General features: G+C 61.7%; 16 protein-coding genes. 12 read left to right on the top strand and 4 right to left on the bottom strand.

Going from position 1 to position 17,813, the window contains the following annotated elements:
• Positions 1 to 49 precede the first annotated feature (49 nt).
• On the bottom strand, positions 50 to 1,744 hold the full coding sequence (locus GQA94_RS20840) for an L-lactate permease (RefSeq protein WP_158189802.1): 1,695 nt from the start codon (positions 1,742 to 1,744) through the stop codon (positions 50 to 52).
• Positions 1,745 to 2,023: 279 nt separating this feature from the next.
• On the opposite strand from GQA94_RS20840, the gene GQA94_RS20835 reads away from it, so the two are divergent.
• On the top strand, positions 2,024 to 2,812 hold the full coding sequence (locus tag GQA94_RS20835) for a GntR family transcriptional regulator (RefSeq protein ID WP_158189801.1): 789 nt from the start codon (positions 2,024 to 2,026) through the stop codon (positions 2,810 to 2,812).
• A gap of 47 nt (positions 2,813 to 2,859) precedes the next feature.
• Here GQA94_RS20835 and smpB read toward each other — a convergent pair whose 3' ends face one another.
• Positions 2,860 to 3,342: an SsrA-binding protein SmpB gene (gene smpB, locus GQA94_RS20830; protein WP_045160837.1), complete on the bottom strand. Its 483-nt coding sequence runs from the start codon at positions 3,340 to 3,342 to the stop codon at positions 2,860 to 2,862.
• A gap of 227 nt (positions 3,343 to 3,569) precedes the next feature.
• Between smpB and GQA94_RS20825 the strand changes: the two genes are divergently transcribed.
• Positions 3,570 to 4,004, top strand: a complete 435-nt coding sequence (locus GQA94_RS20825; RefSeq protein WP_158189800.1) for a type II toxin-antitoxin system RatA family toxin — start codon at positions 3,570 to 3,572, stop codon at positions 4,002 to 4,004.
• Positions 3,997 to 4,326 (top strand): RnfH family protein, encoded by a 330-nt coding sequence (locus tag GQA94_RS20820; RefSeq protein ID WP_158189799.1) that lies wholly within the window; start codon positions 3,997 to 3,999, stop codon positions 4,324 to 4,326. Before GQA94_RS20825 ends, GQA94_RS20820 begins: the two co-directional genes overlap by 8 nt.
• A gap of 59 nt (positions 4,327 to 4,385) precedes the next feature.
• On the opposite strand, the gene GQA94_RS20815 is transcribed toward GQA94_RS20820, so the two are convergent.
• A complete protein-coding gene (locus GQA94_RS20815) occupies positions 4,386 to 4,892 on the bottom strand; it encodes an outer membrane protein assembly factor BamE (RefSeq protein WP_158189798.1) in 507 nt (168 codons plus the stop codon).
• Positions 4,893 to 4,985: 93 nt separating this feature from the next.
• On the opposite strand from GQA94_RS20815, the gene fur reads away from it, so the two are divergent.
• A complete protein-coding gene (gene fur / locus GQA94_RS20810) occupies positions 4,986 to 5,393 on the top strand; it encodes a ferric iron uptake transcriptional regulator (RefSeq protein ID WP_158189797.1) in 408 nt (135 codons plus the stop codon).
• Positions 5,394 to 5,448: 55 nt separating this feature from the next.
• Here the strand turns inward: fur and recN are convergent, their stop codons facing one another.
• Positions 5,449 to 7,125: a DNA repair protein RecN gene (recN, locus tag GQA94_RS20805; protein ID WP_158189796.1), complete on the bottom strand. Its 1,677-nt coding sequence runs from the start codon at positions 7,123 to 7,125 to the stop codon at positions 5,449 to 5,451.
• Positions 7,126 to 7,343: 218 nt separating this feature from the next.
• Here recN and grpE point away from each other — a divergent pair, with 218 nt between their 5' ends.
• The 8 genes from grpE to greA all read left to right on the top strand — a co-directional run bounded on the left by grpE (position 7,344) and on the right by greA (position 17,804).
• Complete coding sequence (gene grpE, locus GQA94_RS20800; protein WP_158189795.1) at positions 7,344 to 7,913, top strand: nucleotide exchange factor GrpE; 570 nt, start codon at positions 7,344 to 7,346, stop codon at positions 7,911 to 7,913.
• Between the two features lie 95 nt (positions 7,914 to 8,008).
• Positions 8,009 to 9,922: a molecular chaperone DnaK gene (dnaK, locus tag GQA94_RS20795; RefSeq protein WP_158189794.1), complete on the top strand. Its 1,914-nt coding sequence runs from the start codon at positions 8,009 to 8,011 to the stop codon at positions 9,920 to 9,922.
• Between the two features lie 171 nt (positions 9,923 to 10,093).
• Positions 10,094 to 11,224, top strand: coding sequence for a molecular chaperone DnaJ (dnaJ, locus tag GQA94_RS20790; RefSeq protein ID WP_158189793.1), 1,131 nt, complete (start codon positions 10,094 to 10,096; stop codon positions 11,222 to 11,224).
• A 63-nt stretch (positions 11,225 to 11,287) separates the two neighbouring features.
• Positions 11,288 to 12,094: a 4-hydroxy-tetrahydrodipicolinate reductase gene (gene dapB / locus GQA94_RS20785; protein WP_158189792.1), complete on the top strand. Its 807-nt coding sequence runs from the start codon at positions 11,288 to 11,290 to the stop codon at positions 12,092 to 12,094.
• A gap of 192 nt (positions 12,095 to 12,286) precedes the next feature.
• A complete protein-coding gene (carA, locus tag GQA94_RS20780; RefSeq protein WP_158189791.1) occupies positions 12,287 to 13,423 on the top strand; it encodes a glutamine-hydrolyzing carbamoyl-phosphate synthase small subunit in 1,137 nt (378 codons plus the stop codon).
• 10 nt (positions 13,424 to 13,433) lie between these two features.
• Positions 13,434 to 14,087, top strand: a complete 654-nt coding sequence (leuE, locus tag GQA94_RS20775) for a leucine efflux protein LeuE (RefSeq protein WP_158190188.1) — start codon at positions 13,434 to 13,436, stop codon at positions 14,085 to 14,087.
• Between the two features lie 22 nt (positions 14,088 to 14,109).
• Positions 14,110 to 17,331, top strand: coding sequence for a carbamoyl-phosphate synthase large subunit (gene carB / locus GQA94_RS20770; protein WP_158189790.1), 3,222 nt, complete (start codon positions 14,110 to 14,112; stop codon positions 17,329 to 17,331).
• On the top strand, positions 17,328 to 17,804 hold the full coding sequence (gene greA / locus GQA94_RS20765; protein ID WP_158189789.1) for a transcription elongation factor GreA: 477 nt from the start codon (positions 17,328 to 17,330) through the stop codon (positions 17,802 to 17,804). The genes carB and greA overlap by 4 nt, the downstream gene beginning before the upstream one ends.
• Positions 17,805 to 17,813: the final 9 nt, after the last annotated feature.

Here is a 17,813-nt window from a genome sequence, read left to right as displayed (position 1 = left end):
TCCAAACGCCTTCGCCCCGAGCATCCCGGGGCGAAGCTTGTGCATTACATCAGACGCCGACCAGCGGGTCCGTCACGCCCAGCAGATAGATTGCCAGCATGCCGATCACACCGGTGAACAGTACGTAGTACAGGGTAGGCCAAACGGTCTTTCGCAGCGTGACGCCCTCGCGACCGAGCAGGCCCACGGTAGCCGAGGCGGCGACCACGTTGTGGATCGCCACCATGTTGCCGGCAGCCGCACCGACCGCTTGCGTGGCGACGATCATCGCGCCGGAAATACCCAGCGATTGTGCGACGCCGAACTGGAACTGGCTGAACATCATGTTGCTGACCGTATTCGATCCGGCCAGGAAGGCGCCCAGCGCACCGACCGACGGCGCCAGCAGCGGATAAATGCCGCCTACGCTGTCGGCGACATAACGGGCCATGGCGATCGGCATGCTCGGCAGGTCGCCCGCATTCACGCCCGAGTTGATCAGGATGCGTACCATCGGCACGGTGAACAGCAGGACGAATCCGGCGCTGAGCAGCACGCCGCTGGACTCCTTGACGGCCGCTTTGAGTTCGGCCGCGCGCATACCGTGGATGAAAAACGTGATCAGCACGACGGCCACCAGAATACCGCCTGGCAGGAACAGCGGCTCGATGCTGGCGCTGACACCCGCTTCTCCGAGGATGTTGGAGAAGGCGAGCGAGACCGATTTCAGCGCGGCGGACACCTGCGGGAAGATGCGGCTGATCACCAGGATCGCACCGACCAGTACATAAGGCAGCCAGGCACGCAGGGCGCTCATCGGGCGTGCGGCCAGGTCATCGAGCTTCATTTCGATGGTGCCGATCCACTCGGCTGGCCAATCCTTGGCGTCGGCGAAATCCCAGGTTTTTTTCGGCACCAGGAAATTGAACCGGGCGGCGGTGGTCACGATGGCCAGACCGACGAGGCCACCCAGCAGCGATGGGAACTCCGGGCCGAGCAGGACGCCCGTGGCGACGTAGGGCAATGTGAAGGCGAGCCCGGCGAACAGTGCGAAGGGCAGCACTTCGAAGCCGGCCTTCCAGCTTTTTTCCTTGCCGAAGAAGCGCGTCAGCATCAGTGCCATGACAAGCGGCATCACGGTACCGACGATGGCGTGGGTGATCGCCACGCTGCTGGTGATCTGTTGCAGGAACGCATCCCAGCTCGAGCCTTGCGCGGCCAGCTGCGCGCCCAGCGTGGCGGTGTCCAGGCCACTGTTCACACCGACGACGATTGGCGTACCCACCGCGCCGAAGGACACCGGGGTGCTTTGCACCAGCATGCCCATGAGTACCGCCGCCATGGCCGGAAAGCCAACGGCAACCAGCAAAGGGGCCGCGATGGCAGCAGGCGTGCCGAAACCGGAAGCGCCCTCGATGAAGCAGCCGAACAGCCAGGCAATGATGATCGCCTGAATGCGCCGATCGGGGCTGATGGTGGTGAAACCGGCACGAATGGCGGTGATCCCGCCGGAATGCTTGAGGGTGTTGAGCAGCAGGATCGCGCCGAAAATGATCCACAGCAGTCCCAGCGTGATGACCAGACCCTGCAGCGTCGAGGCAATGATGCGGGTGAAGCTCATATCCCAGACGAATAGGCCAATGGCGGCGGTGAACAGAAACACCACAGGCATGGCGCGGCTGGCAGGCCAGCGCAGGCCAATCAGCAGAACGGCGGCGAGCAGGATCGGGGTAAAGGCGAACAGGGCGAGCAATCCGTTAGACATCTCAGGCTTCCATGATCGAATTGAGCGAATGGTGGCCCGAGCGGACCGGCGATGCGTAGATGAATGGAGACCGCATTAAGTAGTCCTCTTCTTGTTGGTCGCTCCTTGATGTAAAGTGGTATTACCAATTTACATTGAAGTCCGGCCAGCGTAAGAGTTCTGTCGCGGCGGCGTCAATTAGGCAGCTATAGACTTTGGTCGCAGTAAGGTCCGTTGCAGCGGCTCTAGCGGATGGCTACGCTGGAATTCGTACAATGGTCAAACCAATCGAGAGGCGTCATGGAAGTGGGAACGGTGCGTCAGCGCAGGCTTGCCGATAACATCGTCGAGCAGCTTGAGACCATGATCCTTGAGGGTACCCTGAGGGCCGGCGAGCGCTTGCCTGCCGAGCGCATGCTGGCCGAGCAGTTCGGCGTGTCCCGTCCGTCACTGCGCGAAGCCATTCAGAAGCTGGCGGCGAAGGGGCTGCTGGTCAGTCGTCATGGCGGTGGGAATTTCGTCGCCGAGTCCCTGGGGTCGACATTCAGCGACCCGCTGCTCCACCTGCTGGAAAATAACGCCGATGCACAGCGTGACCTGCTGGAGTTTCGCCATACGCTCGAAGGCAGCTGCGCCTATTACGCTGCGCTGCGGGCTACCGATGTCGACCGCCAGCGGCTCGCAGAGGCTTTCGCGGTGCTTCAGGACTGCTACTTGCGAGACGGAACGGTGACGCGGGCAGAAGAGGGGGCAGCGGATGCGCGCTTCCATCTGGCGATCGCCGAGGCCAGCCATAACGCCGTGCTGCTGCACACCATTCGTGGCTTGTTCGATCTGCTCAAGCGTAACGTGGTGACCAATATTGGCGGCATGTATGCGTTGCGCAAGGAAACCCGCACGATGCTCATGCAGCAGCACCAGGAGCTCTATGACGCGATCATCGCCCGGCAGGCTCATGAGGCGCGCGAAGTGATCCATCGTCACATCAGTTACGTGCAGGAAGTGCTTGCCGAAGGCCAGCAGGAGGCGCAACGGCTGGCCAGGGCGCAGCGTCGCCAGGGCAAGGTGGATAAACCAGTGGGAGGCTGAGCGGTGGAAGACTGCGTCGGGCGGCGAAGGTCCGCTCGATGTCGAGATCAGTCTTCCTTGCCTTTGGTACGCATGGCGCGCTGGATTTCGCGGTCGGAGTCGCGTTCTTTCTCGGTATGACGCTTATCAAACTCTTTCTTGCCCTTGCCGAGGGCAATTTCGCACTTGATCAGGTGCTTTTTCCAATAGATCGCCAGGGCCACGCAAGCGTATCCCTTCTGCTGTACAGCTCCGAACAGCTTGCCCAGCTCGCGCTTGTTCAGCAAGAGCTTGCGGGTGCGTGTCGGGTCGGCGATCACGTGGGTGCTGGCAGTGGTCAGCGGCGTGATATGACAGCCCATCAGCCAGGCTTCACCGTCCTTGAGCAGGACGTAGCTGTCGACCAGCTGGGCTTTGCCGGCACGCAGGCTTTTCACTTCCCAGCCGGCCAGCACGAGGCCCGCCTCGAATTTCTGTTCGATGAAGTAGTCGTGTAGCGCCTTCTTGTTCAGCGCGATCGTCCCGGGGGACTGTTTCTTCTGTTTGGCCATAGGCTGCGCATTATAGGGAGTCCCGCTGCGGCTGGCGACAACCAGTACGCTGAGACGGCGCGAAACTTGAGAGGGGTGCGCTTATCCCCGACAATGTGCCATCTTTACCGCTGTTGCGCGGCGGGAGTCGCTCCGTGGCAGACCCTGTTCCATCCGGTATTCACGATGGGTGCTGTTGCCGCTCGCGGCTTCGGTTGCCGATGTCGACAATGAAGTAGAAAGGACCGATGACAACGCATATTCAACGCTCTGCCCTGTTGCCTTACCCGGCACACGCGCTGTTCGACATGGTCAACGATGTGGCCAGCTATCCCCAGTTCCTGCCGTGGTGCTCCGCGACCGAAGTCCTGTCGAGCAGCGAAACGGAGATGCAGGCCAGCATGACGGTGGCGAAAGCCGGGATGAGTCAGCGCTTTCTCACGCACAACGAGCTGCAGGCGGGCAAGCGCATCGAGATGACGCTCAAGGAAGGCCCGTTCAGTCACCTGCATGGGGTCTGGGAGTTCAAGGCGCTCGGGGACAAGGCCTGCAAGATCAGCCTTGATCTGACCTTCGACTACGCAGGGCCACTGGTCCGAGCCACCCTGGGTCCCCTGTTCAATCAGGCTGCGAACACCTTGGTCGATGCGTTCTGTGACAGAGCGAAGCAGCTCTATGGATAACCCGGAGTCGGTCATCGCGGTCGAAGTGGTCTATGCGCTTGCCGACAAGCAGAAGTTGTTGCGCCTGACGGTTCCTCGGGGTACGACGGTGCGCCAGGCTGCGTTGCGCTCTGGAATGGATGGTTTTTTCCCTGGCCTGGACCTGGCGATCGCGCCGCTGGGTATCTTTGGTAAAGCGGTGCCCAAGGCGGACGAGCGCGTACTTGAAGAAGGCGAGCGGGTGGAGATCTACCGGCCGCTGATCGCCGATCCCAAGGAGGTGCGCAAGCAGCGTGCGGCCAAAGCGGCGCAGAACAAGGCGGCAGGATCGGGCGAGCAGTGATCGCCGAACGCGAAAAAGCCCGGCATGCCGGGCTTTTTTATGCGGTGATGCGTGTGTGGTCAGTTCGTGTCCAGCGGATCCGGGGTCGGTACCGGGACGGGTTCGGCTGCGTCCACTTCGCGCTGAATCTGCTCGAGCAGCGAGCCCGGTTCAGGGGTCTCTTCCGGCTCGGTGCGCACTGGCGTTTGCTCGGTGGGGCGGTCGGTGCCGAGGATCGCTTCGTCGCGGCTGACGCCCGGCTTGAAGTCGCCGGCCAGACCCGCCAATTGGTCGTTGGCATTGAACACCAGGCTGACGCGCTCCTGCTGGCGCTGGCTGCCGCCGGGCTGGATGCTGTACAGATAATCCCAGCGGTTGGCGTGGAAGGTGTCGGTGATCAACGGGTTACCCATGATAAACCGTACTTGCGAGCGGGTCATTCCAGGGCGTAACTGGTCTATCATATCCTGCGTAACGACATTGCCCTGTTGAATGTCGACCTTGTAAACCCCGGGGAATGAACAACCGGCGAGTGCGAACAGGCCCACGAGCGTGAGGCTGGACAGCATGAGCTTGGTGTTTTGCATCGGTAGGTGACTTCCACTATCTTGGCTGGGCAAAGCCCGGATCATACCCGTATTGAAGGAGGCTGCGAAACAGCAGCAACGAGAAAGCCCACCATGGTTGAAAATAGCGAACTACGCAAAGCTGGTCTCAAAGTAACCCTGCCACGGGTCAAGATCCTGCAGATGCTGGATACCACCGATCAGCGCCACATGAGCGCCGAGGACGTCTACAAGGCGTTGATGGAAGCCGGGGAAGACGTCGGCCTGGCAACGGTATACCGCGTGCTGACCCAGTTCGAAGCGGCAGGCCTGGTGGTCCGTCATAATTTCGATGGCGGTCATGCGGTATTCGAGCTGGCTGACAGCGGGCATCACGACCACATGGTCTGCGTGGACAGCGGCGATGTGATCGAGTTCTTCGACTCGGAAATCGAGAAACTGCAGAAAGAAATCGTCAAGCGTCACGGCTACGAGCTGGTTGATCACAACCTCGTGCTCTACGTGCGCAAGAAGGCCGACTGATTGTCGATGCCTGGACAAAAAGGCGGCCTGCGGGTCGCCTTTTTTGTGGCTGCGATCAAGAGAGTTGGGCCGACCCTATCATTTGCCTGGCATGGGCCAGCGCCTGCTCGGTCAGATCGACGCCGCCAAGCATGCGGGCTATTTCTTCGACCCGCTCGCTGCCTTCAAGGGCTGCTACCGCCGTATGCGTCTCGTCGCGACCCCGCGCCTTGTGCACGAAGAGGTGATGATGCCCCTGCGCCGCCACCTGGGGAAGGTGCGTCACGGTGAGTACTTGGCCGCGCTCACCGAGACGGCGCAGTAACTGCCCGACCACTTCAGCCGTTGGGCCGCCAATGCCCACATCCACCTCGTCGAACACCAGCGTTGGCGTCCGTGACGTCTGCGCGGTAATGACTTGGATCGCCAGGCTGATTCGCGACAGCTCACCGCCGGATGCAACTTTCGCCAGCGGTCGTAGCGGTTGTCCGGGGTTGGCGCTGACGAGGAACTCGACCTGCTCTCGTCCATACGGCATCAGATCGTCCGCCTGCACGGGCTTGAGTACCACACTGAACTTGCCACCCGGCATGCCCAGGCGCTGAATCTCGACCTCTACAGCTTCGGCAAGCGACTCGGCCGCCTGGCGTCGGGCGTCGCTCAGTTTCTCGGCTTTTTCCTGATAATGCTGAGCGTATGCCGCAAGCTCCTCGCCTAACCGCTCCAGCGCGTCGTCGTCGGCATTCAGGCTTTCCAGTTCCTCGAACAGGCCTTGTTGCAGGGTCGGAAGCTCCTGGGGTTGCACACGGTGCTTGCGCGCCAACGTATAAATGCTGTCCAGGCGCTCTTCCAGCGCCTGCTGGCGCTGGGGATCGGAATCGAAATGGTCGAGAAAGCGGTTCAGCTCGCCGACGGCTTCTTCTACCTGGATCTGCGCGCTTGAGAGCAGGTTGACCGCTTCGCCAAGCGCGCCCGGCTGGTTCTGGAAACCGGTCAGGCGCTGCAGGCTCGACGTCAGCGCTGACAGCACGTTCCCCGCGTCGCTCTCGCTGCAAAGGTCGATGACCTGGCGGCACGCGCCGAGCAGGTGCTCGGCGTTGGCGAGGTTCTTGTGTTCGTGCTCAAGTTGCTCCAGCTCCTGCTCGCCCAGCGCCAGGGTTTCCAGTTCTTCAAGCTGATAGCTCAGCAGTTGGTGGCGGGCGCGCTGTTCATCGCTGCTGTTGCTCAGACGCTCGAGTGTCTGCCGGGTCTGGCGCCAGCGCTGCGCGGCCAACTGCACCTGACGGGCGAGCTCCTGGCTACCACCGTATTCGTCGAGCAGGCGTCGGTGGGTATCGAGCTTGAGCAGCGACTGGTGCTCATGCTGGCTGTGGATATCGATCAGCAATTCGCCGAGCGCCTTGAGGTCGCCTTGCGGGCAGGGCGTCCCATTGATATAGCCGCGTGAGCGACCCTCCGCGGTTATCACGCGACGAAGGATGCACGGGCCGTCATTGTCCAGGTCGCGTTCGGCCAGCCATGCGCGGGCATCCGGAATGTCGTCCAGGTCGAAGCTGGCCAGGATGTCTGCCTTGTCCGCGCCTATGCGGACAACACTGCTGTCGGCGCGGTCGCCAAGCGTCAATCCCAGCGCGTCGAGCATGATCGATTTACCGGCACCGGTTTCGCCGCTGATCACGCTCATGCCTCGCTTCAGCTCGAGGTCGAGGTGCTCGACGATGGCGTAGTTTCGAACGGACAGATGAACCAGCATGGCAGGGCTCCCACGAGATGACTGGCTATTTATACAGTTCTTTTGCCAGGCGCCACAAGCGCCGCGATACGGTCGGTATGTAAACAAAGCGGGCGGCACTGAAAGTGCAGCCGTTTGACGCAGATATCATCGTCGCCCTTGAAGCTGGTCGTGTCGCCCCCATATAGCCGCACAAGCGCGGGCCGACCGCTCGCTGAAGTGTTGATGAGGAGGACCGCATGGCCGACGAGCAGAACCTGGAAAACCAGACCCCGGAAGAGAACGAGAACGTGCAGGCCGACGTGGCCGAGGACCTGGCAGCCCGTGTGCAATCCCTCGAGGAGCAGCTCGCCGCGGCGCAGGATCAGTCTCTGAGAGTCGCGGCGGAGCTGCAGAACATTCGTCGCCGCGCCGAGCAGGACGTGGAAAAGGCACACAAGTTCGCGCTGGAAAAGTTTGCCGGCGATCTGTTGGCGGTGGCTGACAGCCTGGAGCGGGGGCTGGAACTGTCGAGCCCGGATGACGAGGCTGTCAAGCCAATGCGCGAAGGCGTCGAGCTGACGCTCAAGTTGCTGCTCGACACGCTGGCGCGCCACCAGTTGACGCCGGTCGATCCGCAGGGCGAGCCGTTCAACCCCGAGCATCACCAGGCGATGGCCATGGAAGAAAGTACCCATGCCGAGCCTGGCAGCGTGCTCAAGGTGTTCCAGAAGGGCTACCTGCTCAACGGCCGTCTGCTGCGCCCTGCGATGGTCGTGGTCAGCAAGGCTCCAGCGCAAACACCGCCTTCGATCGATGAGAAGGCTTGAATTCCGGCTACTGACCCCCATCTGGTAGCCAAGCGTTTTTGTGTTACCGCAGCCGGTAAACAGGCGCGGACCAATCAAATTTCGGAGAGAAGCATATGGGCAAGATTATCGGTATCGACCTGGGAACGACCAACTCCTGCGTCTCCATTCTGGAAAACGGCAAGGCCAAGGTGATCGAGAACGCCGAAGGCGGTCGCACCACCCCGTCGATCATTGCATACGCCAACGACGGTGAAATTCTGGTGGGCCAGTCGGCCAAGCGCCAGGCGGTGACCAACCCGCACAACACCCTGTACGCGGTGAAGCGACTGATCGGTCGTCGTTTCGATGAAGAAGTCGTGCAGAAAGACATTCAGATGGTCCCCTACAAGATCGTCAAGGCGGACAACAGCGACGCCTGGGTCGAAGTCAGCGGCCAGAAAATGGCGCCGCCGCAGATTTCTGCCGAAATCCTGAAGAAAATGAAGAAGACCGCCGAAGATTATCTCGGTGAGCCAGTGACCGAGGCGGTCATTACCGTGCCGGCCTACTTCAACGATAGCCAGCGCCAGGCCACCAAAGACGCCGGCCGTATCGCCGGCCTGGACGTCAAGCGCATCATCAACGAGCCGACCGCGGCTGCGCTGGCGTACGGCATGGACAAGGCCAAGGGCGACCACACCGTAATCGTCTATGACCTGGGTGGCGGTACCTTCGACGTGTCGGTGATCGAAATCGCCGAAGTGGACGGCGAGCATCAGTTCGAAGTGCTGGCGACCAACGGCGATACCTTCCTGGGCGGTGAAGACTTCGATATTCGTCTGATCGACTACCTCGTCGACGAATTCAAGAAAGAAACCGGCATGAACCTCAAGGGTGACCCGCTGGCCATGCAGCGCCTGAAGGAAGCCGCGGAGAAGGCCAAGATCGAGCTGTCCTCCAGCCAGCAGACCGACGTCAACCTGCCGTACATCACCGCGGACTCGACCGGTCCGAAGCACCTGAACGTGAAGATTTCCCGCGCCAAGCTCGAGGCTCTGGTCGAGGATCTGGTGCAGCGCACCATCGAGCCGTGCCGGATTGCCATGAAGGACGCCGGCATCGATGTGTCCAAGATCGACGACGTGATCCTGGTCGGTGGCCAGACGCGCATGCCGCTGGTGCAGCAGAAAGTCGCCGAGTTCTTCGGAAAGGAAGCCCGCAAGGACGTCAACCCGGACGAAGCCGTCGCCATGGGCGCGGCGATCCAGGGCGCCGTTCTGGCTGGCGACGTGAAGGACGTGCTGCTGCTCGACGTATCCCCGCTGACCCTGGGTATCGAAACCATGGGCGGCGTGATGACCGCGCTGATCGAGAAGAACACCACCATTCCGACCAAAAAGTCGCAGGTGTTCTCGACCGCCGACGACAACCAGAGTGCGGTGACCATTCACGTGCTTCAGGGCGAGCGCAAGCAGGCGGCACAGAACAAGTCGCTGGGCCGTTTCGATCTGGCCGAGATTCCGCCGGCACCGCGTGGCGTTCCGCAGATCGAGGTGACCTTCGACATCGACGCCAACGGTATCCTGCATGTGTCGGCCAAAGACAAGGCGACCGGCAAGCATCAGTCCATCGTGATCAAGGCCAACTCCGGCCTGTCCGAGGAAGAAATCGAGCAGATGGTGCGAGACGCCGAGGCCAACGCCGAGGAAGACCGCAAGTTCGAGGAGCTGGTAACGGCGCGTAACCAGGGCGATCAGTTGGTTCACGCGACCCGCAAGATGCTGACCGAGGCAGGCGACAAGGCCACCGAGGAAGACAAGGCCAGCATCGAGAAGGCCATCGGCGAACTGGAAGTCGCCATCAAGGGCGACGACAAGGCTGAAATCGAAGCGAAGATCGCCGCGGTTTCCCAGGCGTCCACGCCGCTGGCGCAGAAGATGTACGCCGAGCAGCCCCAGGGCGGCGAAGGTCAGGCGGCCGAAGGCAGTGCGCAGGCGGGCGACGACGTGGTTGACGCCGAGTTCGAAGAGGTCAAGGACAACAAGTAAGCTGCGGCTTATGGCCCCCGCAACCTGGGGGAGCGCGACGGTCGCCAGGGTGGCCGTCGCCTTTCGCTCCAACCCGCTGCGGCGTTTGCCGGGGCGGGTCTGAACGCCGCGCGGGGGCTTGCTCCCGCGTCGGCGTGTCTGGAGGGTACGAATTGAAGGTTCAGGAAACTTATGGCCAAACGTGACTATTACGAAGTGCTGGGTGTCGAGCGTGGCGCCAGCGAGGCGGAGCTGAAGAAGGCTTACCGCCGCCTCGCGATGAAGCACCATCCGGACCGCAATCCCGGAGACAAAGCCGCAGAAGAGTCATTCAAGGAAGCCAACGAGGCTTACGAGGTGCTTTCCGATGCGAGCAAGCGCCAGGCCTACGATCAGTATGGTCATGCCGGCGTTGATCCTCAGATGGGGGCGGGCGCGGGCGGCGCAGGCTACGGCGGCGCCAATTTCTCCGACATCTTCGGCGATGTGTTCAGCGATTTCTTTACCGGTGCGCGCGGCAGTTCCCGTGGCGGCGCTCAGCGTGGCAGCGATTTGCGCTACACGCTGGAACTGGACTTGGAAGAGGCCGTGCGCGGCACCACGGTCACCATCCGCGTGCCGACACTCGTCGAGTGCAAGACGTGCGACGGCTCAGGGGCCAAGAAAGGCACCAGTCCAGTGACCTGTATCACCTGTGGCGGTATCGGCCAGGTGCGCATGCAGCAGGGCTTCTTCTCGGTTCAACAGACCTGTCCGCGCTGTCATGGCAGCGGCAAAATGATCTCGGACCCTTGTGGCAGTTGCCATGGCCAGGGTCGCGTGGAAGAGCAGAAAACCCTGTCGGTCAAGGTGCCCGCGGGCGTCGATACCGGTGACCGTATCCGTTTGACCGGCGAAGGCGAGGCCGGCACTCAGGGCGGCCCGGCAGGCGATCTCTATGTGGTCGTCAATGTACGTGAGCATCCGATCTTCCAGCGCGATGGCAAGCATCTGTACTGCGAGGTGCCGATCAGCTTTGCCGACGCGGCCCTGGGTGGCGAGCTGGAGGTTCCGACGCTCGACGGTCGCGTGAAGCTGAAAATTCCCGAAGGTACACAGACCGGCAAGCAGTTCCGTCTGCGCGGCAAGGGTGTCGCGCCGGTGCGCGGTGGTGGCGCGGGCGATTTGCTGTGTCGCGTCGCGGTCGAAACGCCGGTCAACCTGGGCAAGCGGCAGCGTGAGCTGCTCGAGGAGTTCCGCAAGACGCTGCAGAACGACAGTTCCCATTCGCCCAAGGCCAGTGGCTGGTTCGAAGGCATGAAGCGCTTTTTCGGCGATCTTTAACTCAGTGGCAGGCGGCGGGCTTCTGTAAGGTCGCCCGCACGCCTGGAGCGTGGAGCTGTTTCTATGCGACGTATAGCAGTGATGGGCGCCGCTGGGCGCATGGGCAAGACCCTCGTCGAAGCGGTTCAGCAGACGGGCGGCGCTGCCGGCCTGACCGCGGCGATCGACCGCCCGGACAGTACCCTGGTCGGCGCTGATGCGGGAGAGCTGGCAGCAATCGGTCGACTTGGCGTTCCGCTGATCGGCGAAGTGGCAAAGGTGGTGGAGGAGTTCGACGTACTGATCGACTTCACTCATCCGTCCGTGACGCTGAAGAATCTCGACATCTGTCGCCGGGCGGGCAAGGCGATGGTGATCGGGACCACCGGTTTCTCTGTCGAAGAAAAGGAACGTCTGGCGGCGGCGGCGAAGGATATCCCGATCGTGTTCGCCGCGAACTTCAGCGTAGGGGTCAATCTTTGCCTGAAGTTGCTCGATACCGCGGCTCGGGTGTTGGGTGATGAGGTCGACATCGAAATCATCGAAGCGCATCACCGCCACAAGGTAGACGCCCCTTCGGGTACGGCGTTGCGTATGGGCGAGGTGGTTGCCGACGCGCTCGGACGTGATCTGCAGAAGGTCGCGGTGTACGGGCGTGAGGGGCAGACCGGCGCGCGCGCGCGCGACACGATCGGTTTCGCCACCGTCCGCGCTGGCGATGTGGTCGGCGATCATACGGTGCTGTTCGCGGCCGAAGGCGAGCGCGTCGAGATCACTCACAAGGCATCCAGCCGGATGACCTTCGCCAAGGGCGCGGTGCGCGCGGCGCTGTGGCTCGAACAACGCCCGGCAGGGCTGTACGACATGCAGGATGTGCTGGGGCTGCGTTGAAAAGCGTCGCCGTCTGGCGTTCGGGCTGATTTCGGCTAGACCTGAAAAGTCGTTTTCTGTAAGCTTCCCGTTTTAGTGTGTCCACTAAAAGTTGCGCAGAAATGACTCAAATAAAAAGCGGGATGACCTTCACACGTCATCCCGCTTTTTTACAATCTGCGCCTGCTTCAGCCTTGATCTTTGGGAGGTCTCTTGACTAAGCCAGCCATACTCGCCCTTGCCGATGGCAGCATCTTTCGCGGCGAATCCATCGGCGCCGACGGCCAGACTATCGGTGAGGTGGTGTTCAATACCGCCATGACCGGCTATCAGGAAATCCTCACCGATCCTTCCTATGCCAAGCAGATCGTCACCCTGACCTACCCGCACATCGGCAATACCGGCACCACTGAAGAGGATGCCGAATCCTGGAAAGTCTGGGCCGCGGGCCTGGTCATCCGTGACCTGCCGTTGATTTCCAGCAACTGGCGCGACAAGCAATCGCTGCCGGAATACCTCAAGGAAAACGGCACGGTCGCAATTGCTGGCATCGATACTCGCCGCCTGACCCGGATTCTGCGTGAGAAGGGCGCTCAGGATGGTTGCATCCTGGCTGGCGACGACGCGACCGAAGAAAAGGCGCTGGAACTGGCGCGTAGCTTTCCCGGGCTCAAGGGCATGGACCTGGCCAAGGAAGTCAGTGTCAAGGAGCGCTTCGAGTGGCGTTCTACGGTCTGGTGCCTGAAAGACGATGGCCATGCCGAAGTGCCGGCAAGCGATCTGCCCTATCACGTCGTGGCGTTCGACTACGGAGTGAAATACAACATCCTGCGCATGCTCGTTGCGCGCGGCTGCCGCGTGACCGTGCTGCCGGCCCAGACGCCCGCCAGCGAGGCGCTGGCGCTGAATCCGGACGGTGTGTTCCTGGCCAATGGCCCAGGCGATCCCGAGCCGTGCGACTATGCGATCGAGGCGATCCAGGAGGTCCTGGAAACCGACATTCCGGTATTCGGAATCTGCCTCGGTCATCAGTTGCTCGCGCTTGCCTCTGGCGCCAAAACGGTAAAGATGCCGAACGGCCATCATGGCGCGAACCACCCGGTCCAGGACCTGGATACCGGCGTGGTGATGATCACCAGCCAGAACCATGGTTTCGCCGTGGACGAGGCCAGCCTGCCGGCCAACCTGCGCGCCACGCACAAGTCATTGTTCGATGGCACGCTGCAAGGGATCGAGCGCACCGATAAGGTGGCGTTCAGCTTCCAGGGTCACCCGGAAGCCAGCCCGGGCCCGCATGACGTGGCCCCGCTGTTCGATCGCTTCATTGCGGCCATGGCCGAGCGGCGCTGAGGCACCCATGTTGCCGAGCCTGGGGATCACCGACCTCTGGACGTACGTCCTTGGGACGCTGTTCATCGTCCTGCTGCCAGGGCCGAACTCGCTGTTCGTGCTCGCGACATCGGCGCAGCATGGCGTGGCGAGCGGCTACAAGGCGGCCAGCGCGGTGTTCCTAGGCGACGCGATTTTGATGCTGCTGTCCGCGCTGGGGATCGCCTCGTTGCTTCAGGCTGTGCCGATGGTCTTCGTGGTACTCAAGTTTCTCGGCGCCGCCTACCTGTGCTACCTCGGCTTCGGCATGCTGCGCGGCGCCTGGCGCAAGTGGCATGCGCCGGAGGTCGCCGTACAGGCATTGGAGGCCCATGCCGCGGTGAGCAGTCCGTTTGGGCGGGCGCTGTTTCTGAGCCTGTCCAATCCGAAGGCGATCCTCTTCTTCATCTCCTTCTTCATCCAGTTCGTCGATCCGGGCTACGCCTACCCCGGCCTGTCGTTCCTGGTGTTGGGAACCATCCTCGAGGCGATCAGCTTCCTGTACTTGAGTTTCCTGATTTTTTGCGGCGTGCGTCTGGCCGATTGGTTCCGCCAGCGCCAACGCTTGTCGGTCGGAGCTACCTCCGGCGTAGGCGCCATGTTTGTCGGTTTCGGCATCAAGCTGGCCGGCGCGACCTTGACCTGAATTTGTTAAGCACGAGAGTCCCATGCCCAAGCGTACAGACATAAAGAGCATCCTGATCCTCGGTGCCGGCCCTATCGTTATCGGCCAGGCCTGCGAGTTCGATTATTCCGGCGCGCAGGCGTGCAAGGCACTGAGGGAAGAAGGTTTTCGCGTCATTCTGGTGAACTCCAACCCGGCCACCATCATGACTGACCCGGCCATGGCCGACGCCACCTACATAGAGCCGATCAAGTGGGCCACGGTGGCCAAGATCATCGAGAAGGAGCGTCCTGATGCGCTGCTGCCGACCATGGGTGGCCAGACCGCATTGAACTGCGCGCTGGACCTGGAAAAGCACGGCGTCCTGGAAAAATTCGGCGTCGAGATGATCGGCGCGAACGCCGATACCATCGACAAGGCGGAAGACCGCTCGCGCTTCGATAAAGCAATGAAGAACATCGGTCTGGCCTGTCCGGTGTCCGGTATCGCGCACAACATGGACGAAGCCTACGGTGTGCTTGAGAAGGTCGGTTTCCCCTGCATCATCCGGCCGTCTTTCACCATGGGCGGCACCGGCGGCGGTATTGCCTACAACCGCGAAGAGTTCGAGGAAATCTGCGCGCGCGGTCTCGATCTGTCGCCGACCAGCGAATTGCTGATCGACGAGTCGCTGATCGGCTGGAAGGAATACGAGATGGAGGTTGTCCGCGACAAGAAGGACAACTGCATCATCGTCTGCGCCATCGAGAACTTCGATCCGATGGGCGTGCACACCGGCGACTCCATCACCGTCGCGCCGGCTCAGACCTTGACCGACAAGGAATACCAGATTCTGCGCAACGCCTCGCTGGCCGTTCTGCGTGAGATCGGTGTGGAAACCGGCGGCTCCAACGTACAGTTCGGCGTCTGCCCGAACACGGGCCGCATGGTCGTCATCGAGATGAACCCGCGTGTGTCGCGCTCCTCGGCCCTCGCCTCCAAGGCCACGGGTTTCCCGATCGCCAAGATCGCCGCGAAGCTGGCGGTGGGTTATACCCTCGACGAACTGCAGAACGACATCACCGGTGGCCGGACCCCGGCGTCCTTCGAGCCGGCGATCGATTACGTGGTGACCAAGATCCCGCGTTTCGCGTTCGAGAAGTTTCCCAAGGCCGATGCTCGCCTGACCACGCAGATGAAGTCCGTTGGCGAAGTCATGGCCATCGGTCGTACATTCCAGGAATCGATGCACAAAGCGCTGCGCGGCCTGGAAGTGGGGGTGTCGGGCTTCGATCCGAAGCTGGACTTGGCCGATCCGGAGAGCGAGAGCACGCTCAAGCGTGAGCTTACCGTGCCGGGCGCGGACCGTATCTGGTATCTGGCCGATGCCTTCCGCGCGGGCAAGACCGTTGCGGAAGTGTTCGACCTGACGCGCATCGACGAGTGGTTCCTGGTGCAGATCGAGGATCTGATCAAGGACGAAGAGCGCATCAAGACGATGGGCCTGTCCAGCATCGACCGCGACGTCATGTACAAGCTCAAGCGCAAGGGCTTCTCCGACGCGCGTCTGGCCAAATTGCTTGGCGTGACCGAGAAGAACCTGCGCAATCATCGCCACAAGCTCAAGGTGCTGCCGGTCTACAAGCGCGTCGACACCTGCGCCGCCGAGTTCGCAACCGACACCGCCTACCTGTATTCGACCTACGAGGAAGAGTGCGAGGCCAATCCGTCCGGCCGCGACAAGATCATGATTCTCGGCGGCGGGCCGAACCGCATCGGCCAGGGCATCGAGTTCGACTACTGCTGCGTACACGCGGCGCTGGCGATGCGCGACGATGGCTACGAGACCATCATGGTCAACTGCAACCCGGAAACCGTCTCCACCGACTACGACACCTCGGACCGCCTGTACTTCGAGCCGGTCACTCTGGAAGACGTGCTGGAAATCGTCCGTGTCGAGCAGCCGAAAGGTGTGATCGTCCAGTACGGCGGCCAGACTCCGCTCAAGCTCGCGCGTGCGCTGGAAGAAGCTGGCGTGCCGATCATCGGTACCAGTCCCGACGCCATCGACCGTGCCGAGGACCGCGAGCGTTTCCAGCAGATGGTCGAGCGCCTGAATCTGCGCCAGCCGCCGAACGCAACGGCGCGCAGCGAAGAGGAAGCCCTGGCCGCGTCCAAGGTCATTGGCTATCCGCTGGTGGTGCGCCCCTCGTACGTGCTCGGTGGGCGTGCAATGGAGATCGTCTACCAGGAAGAAGAGCTGCGTCGCTACATGCGCGAGGCGGTCAAGGTTTCCAACGACAGTCCTGTGCTGCTGGACCACTTCCTCAACTGCGCCATCGAGGTTGATATCGACGCGGTGTGCGACGGTGAGCACGTGGTGATCGGCGCGATCATGCAGCACATCGAGCAAGCGGGTGTGCACTCCGGTGACTCGGCTTGTTCGTTGCCCCCGTACTCGCTGCCGGCGCATATCCAGGACGAGATACGCGACCAGGTCAAGAAGATGGCCCTCGAGCTTGGCGTGGTCGGTCTGATGAACGTTCAGATGGCTGTGCAGGGCGAAGACATTTTCGTGATCGAAGTGAACCCGCGTGCGTCGCGTACCGTTCCCTTCGTCTCCAAGTGCATCGGCGTTTCGCTGGCGATGATCGCGGCGCGCGTAATGGCCGGCAAGACGCTCGCAGAGGTTGGCTTGACCGAAGAGATCATCCCGAACTTCTACAGCGTCAAGGAAGCGGTGTTCCCCTTCGCCAAGTTTCCGGGCGTAGACCCCATCCTTGGCCCAGAGATGAAGTCGACCGGTGAGGTGATGGGTGTCGGTGACAGCTTTGCCGAAGCCTTCGCCAAGGCGCAGCTGGGTGCCAGCGAAATCCTGCCGAACAGCGGCTGCGCATTCATCAGCGTACGTGACGATGACAAGCCACATGTCGCGCAGGTGGCACGTGATCTGGTCGGGCTCGGATTCGAGGTGGTCGCCACCGTTGGCACTGCCAAGCTGATCGAGGCAGCCGGCCTGCCGGTACGCCGGGTCAATAAGGTGACCGAAGGTCGTCCTCACGTTGTCGACATGATCAAGAATGACGAAGTCACCCTGATCATCAACACCACCGAGGGGCGTCAGTCGATCGCTGACTCCTACTCGATTCGTCGTAACGCCCTGCAGCACAAGATCTGTTGCACGACCACCCTGGCCGGTGGTCAGGCGATCTGTGAGGCGCTTAAATTCGGTCCCGAGAAGACCGTGCGCCGCTTGCAGGATCTCCATGCAGGAATCAAGGCATGACTAAATACCCCATGACTGTCCAGGGCGCTCGCGCCCTGGAAGACGAACTCAAACACCTCAAGACCGAATTGCGTCCACAGATTACCCAGGCCATCGCTGAGGCGCGTGAGCTTGGAGATCTCAAGGAAAACGCCGAGTACCATGCCGCCCGCGAACAGCAGGGCATGGTGGAGGCGCGGATTCGGGACATCGAAGGTCGTCTGCAGAACGCGCAGGTCATCGACGTGGCCAGCATTCCGCACAGCGGCAAGGTTATCTTCGGCACGACCGTGGAAATCGCCAATGTCGAGACCGATGAAACCGTGACGTACCAGATCGTGGGTGACGACGAGTCGGATATCAAGCGCGGCAAGCTGTCGGTCAGCTCTCCGATCGCACGCGCTCTGGTGGGCAAAGAAGAAGGCGATGTGGTGGCGGTCAAGACACCCAGTGGCGTGGTCGAATACGAGATCGTCGAGGTCCGCCATATCTGATCGTCGACC

Origin of the sequence: Stutzerimonas stutzeri (assembly GCF_009789555.1) — a bacterium.
Lineage (GTDB): Bacteria > Pseudomonadota > Gammaproteobacteria > Pseudomonadales > Pseudomonadaceae > Stutzerimonas > Stutzerimonas stutzeri_R.
This window is presented reverse-complemented; position numbering and strand designations above follow the sequence as displayed.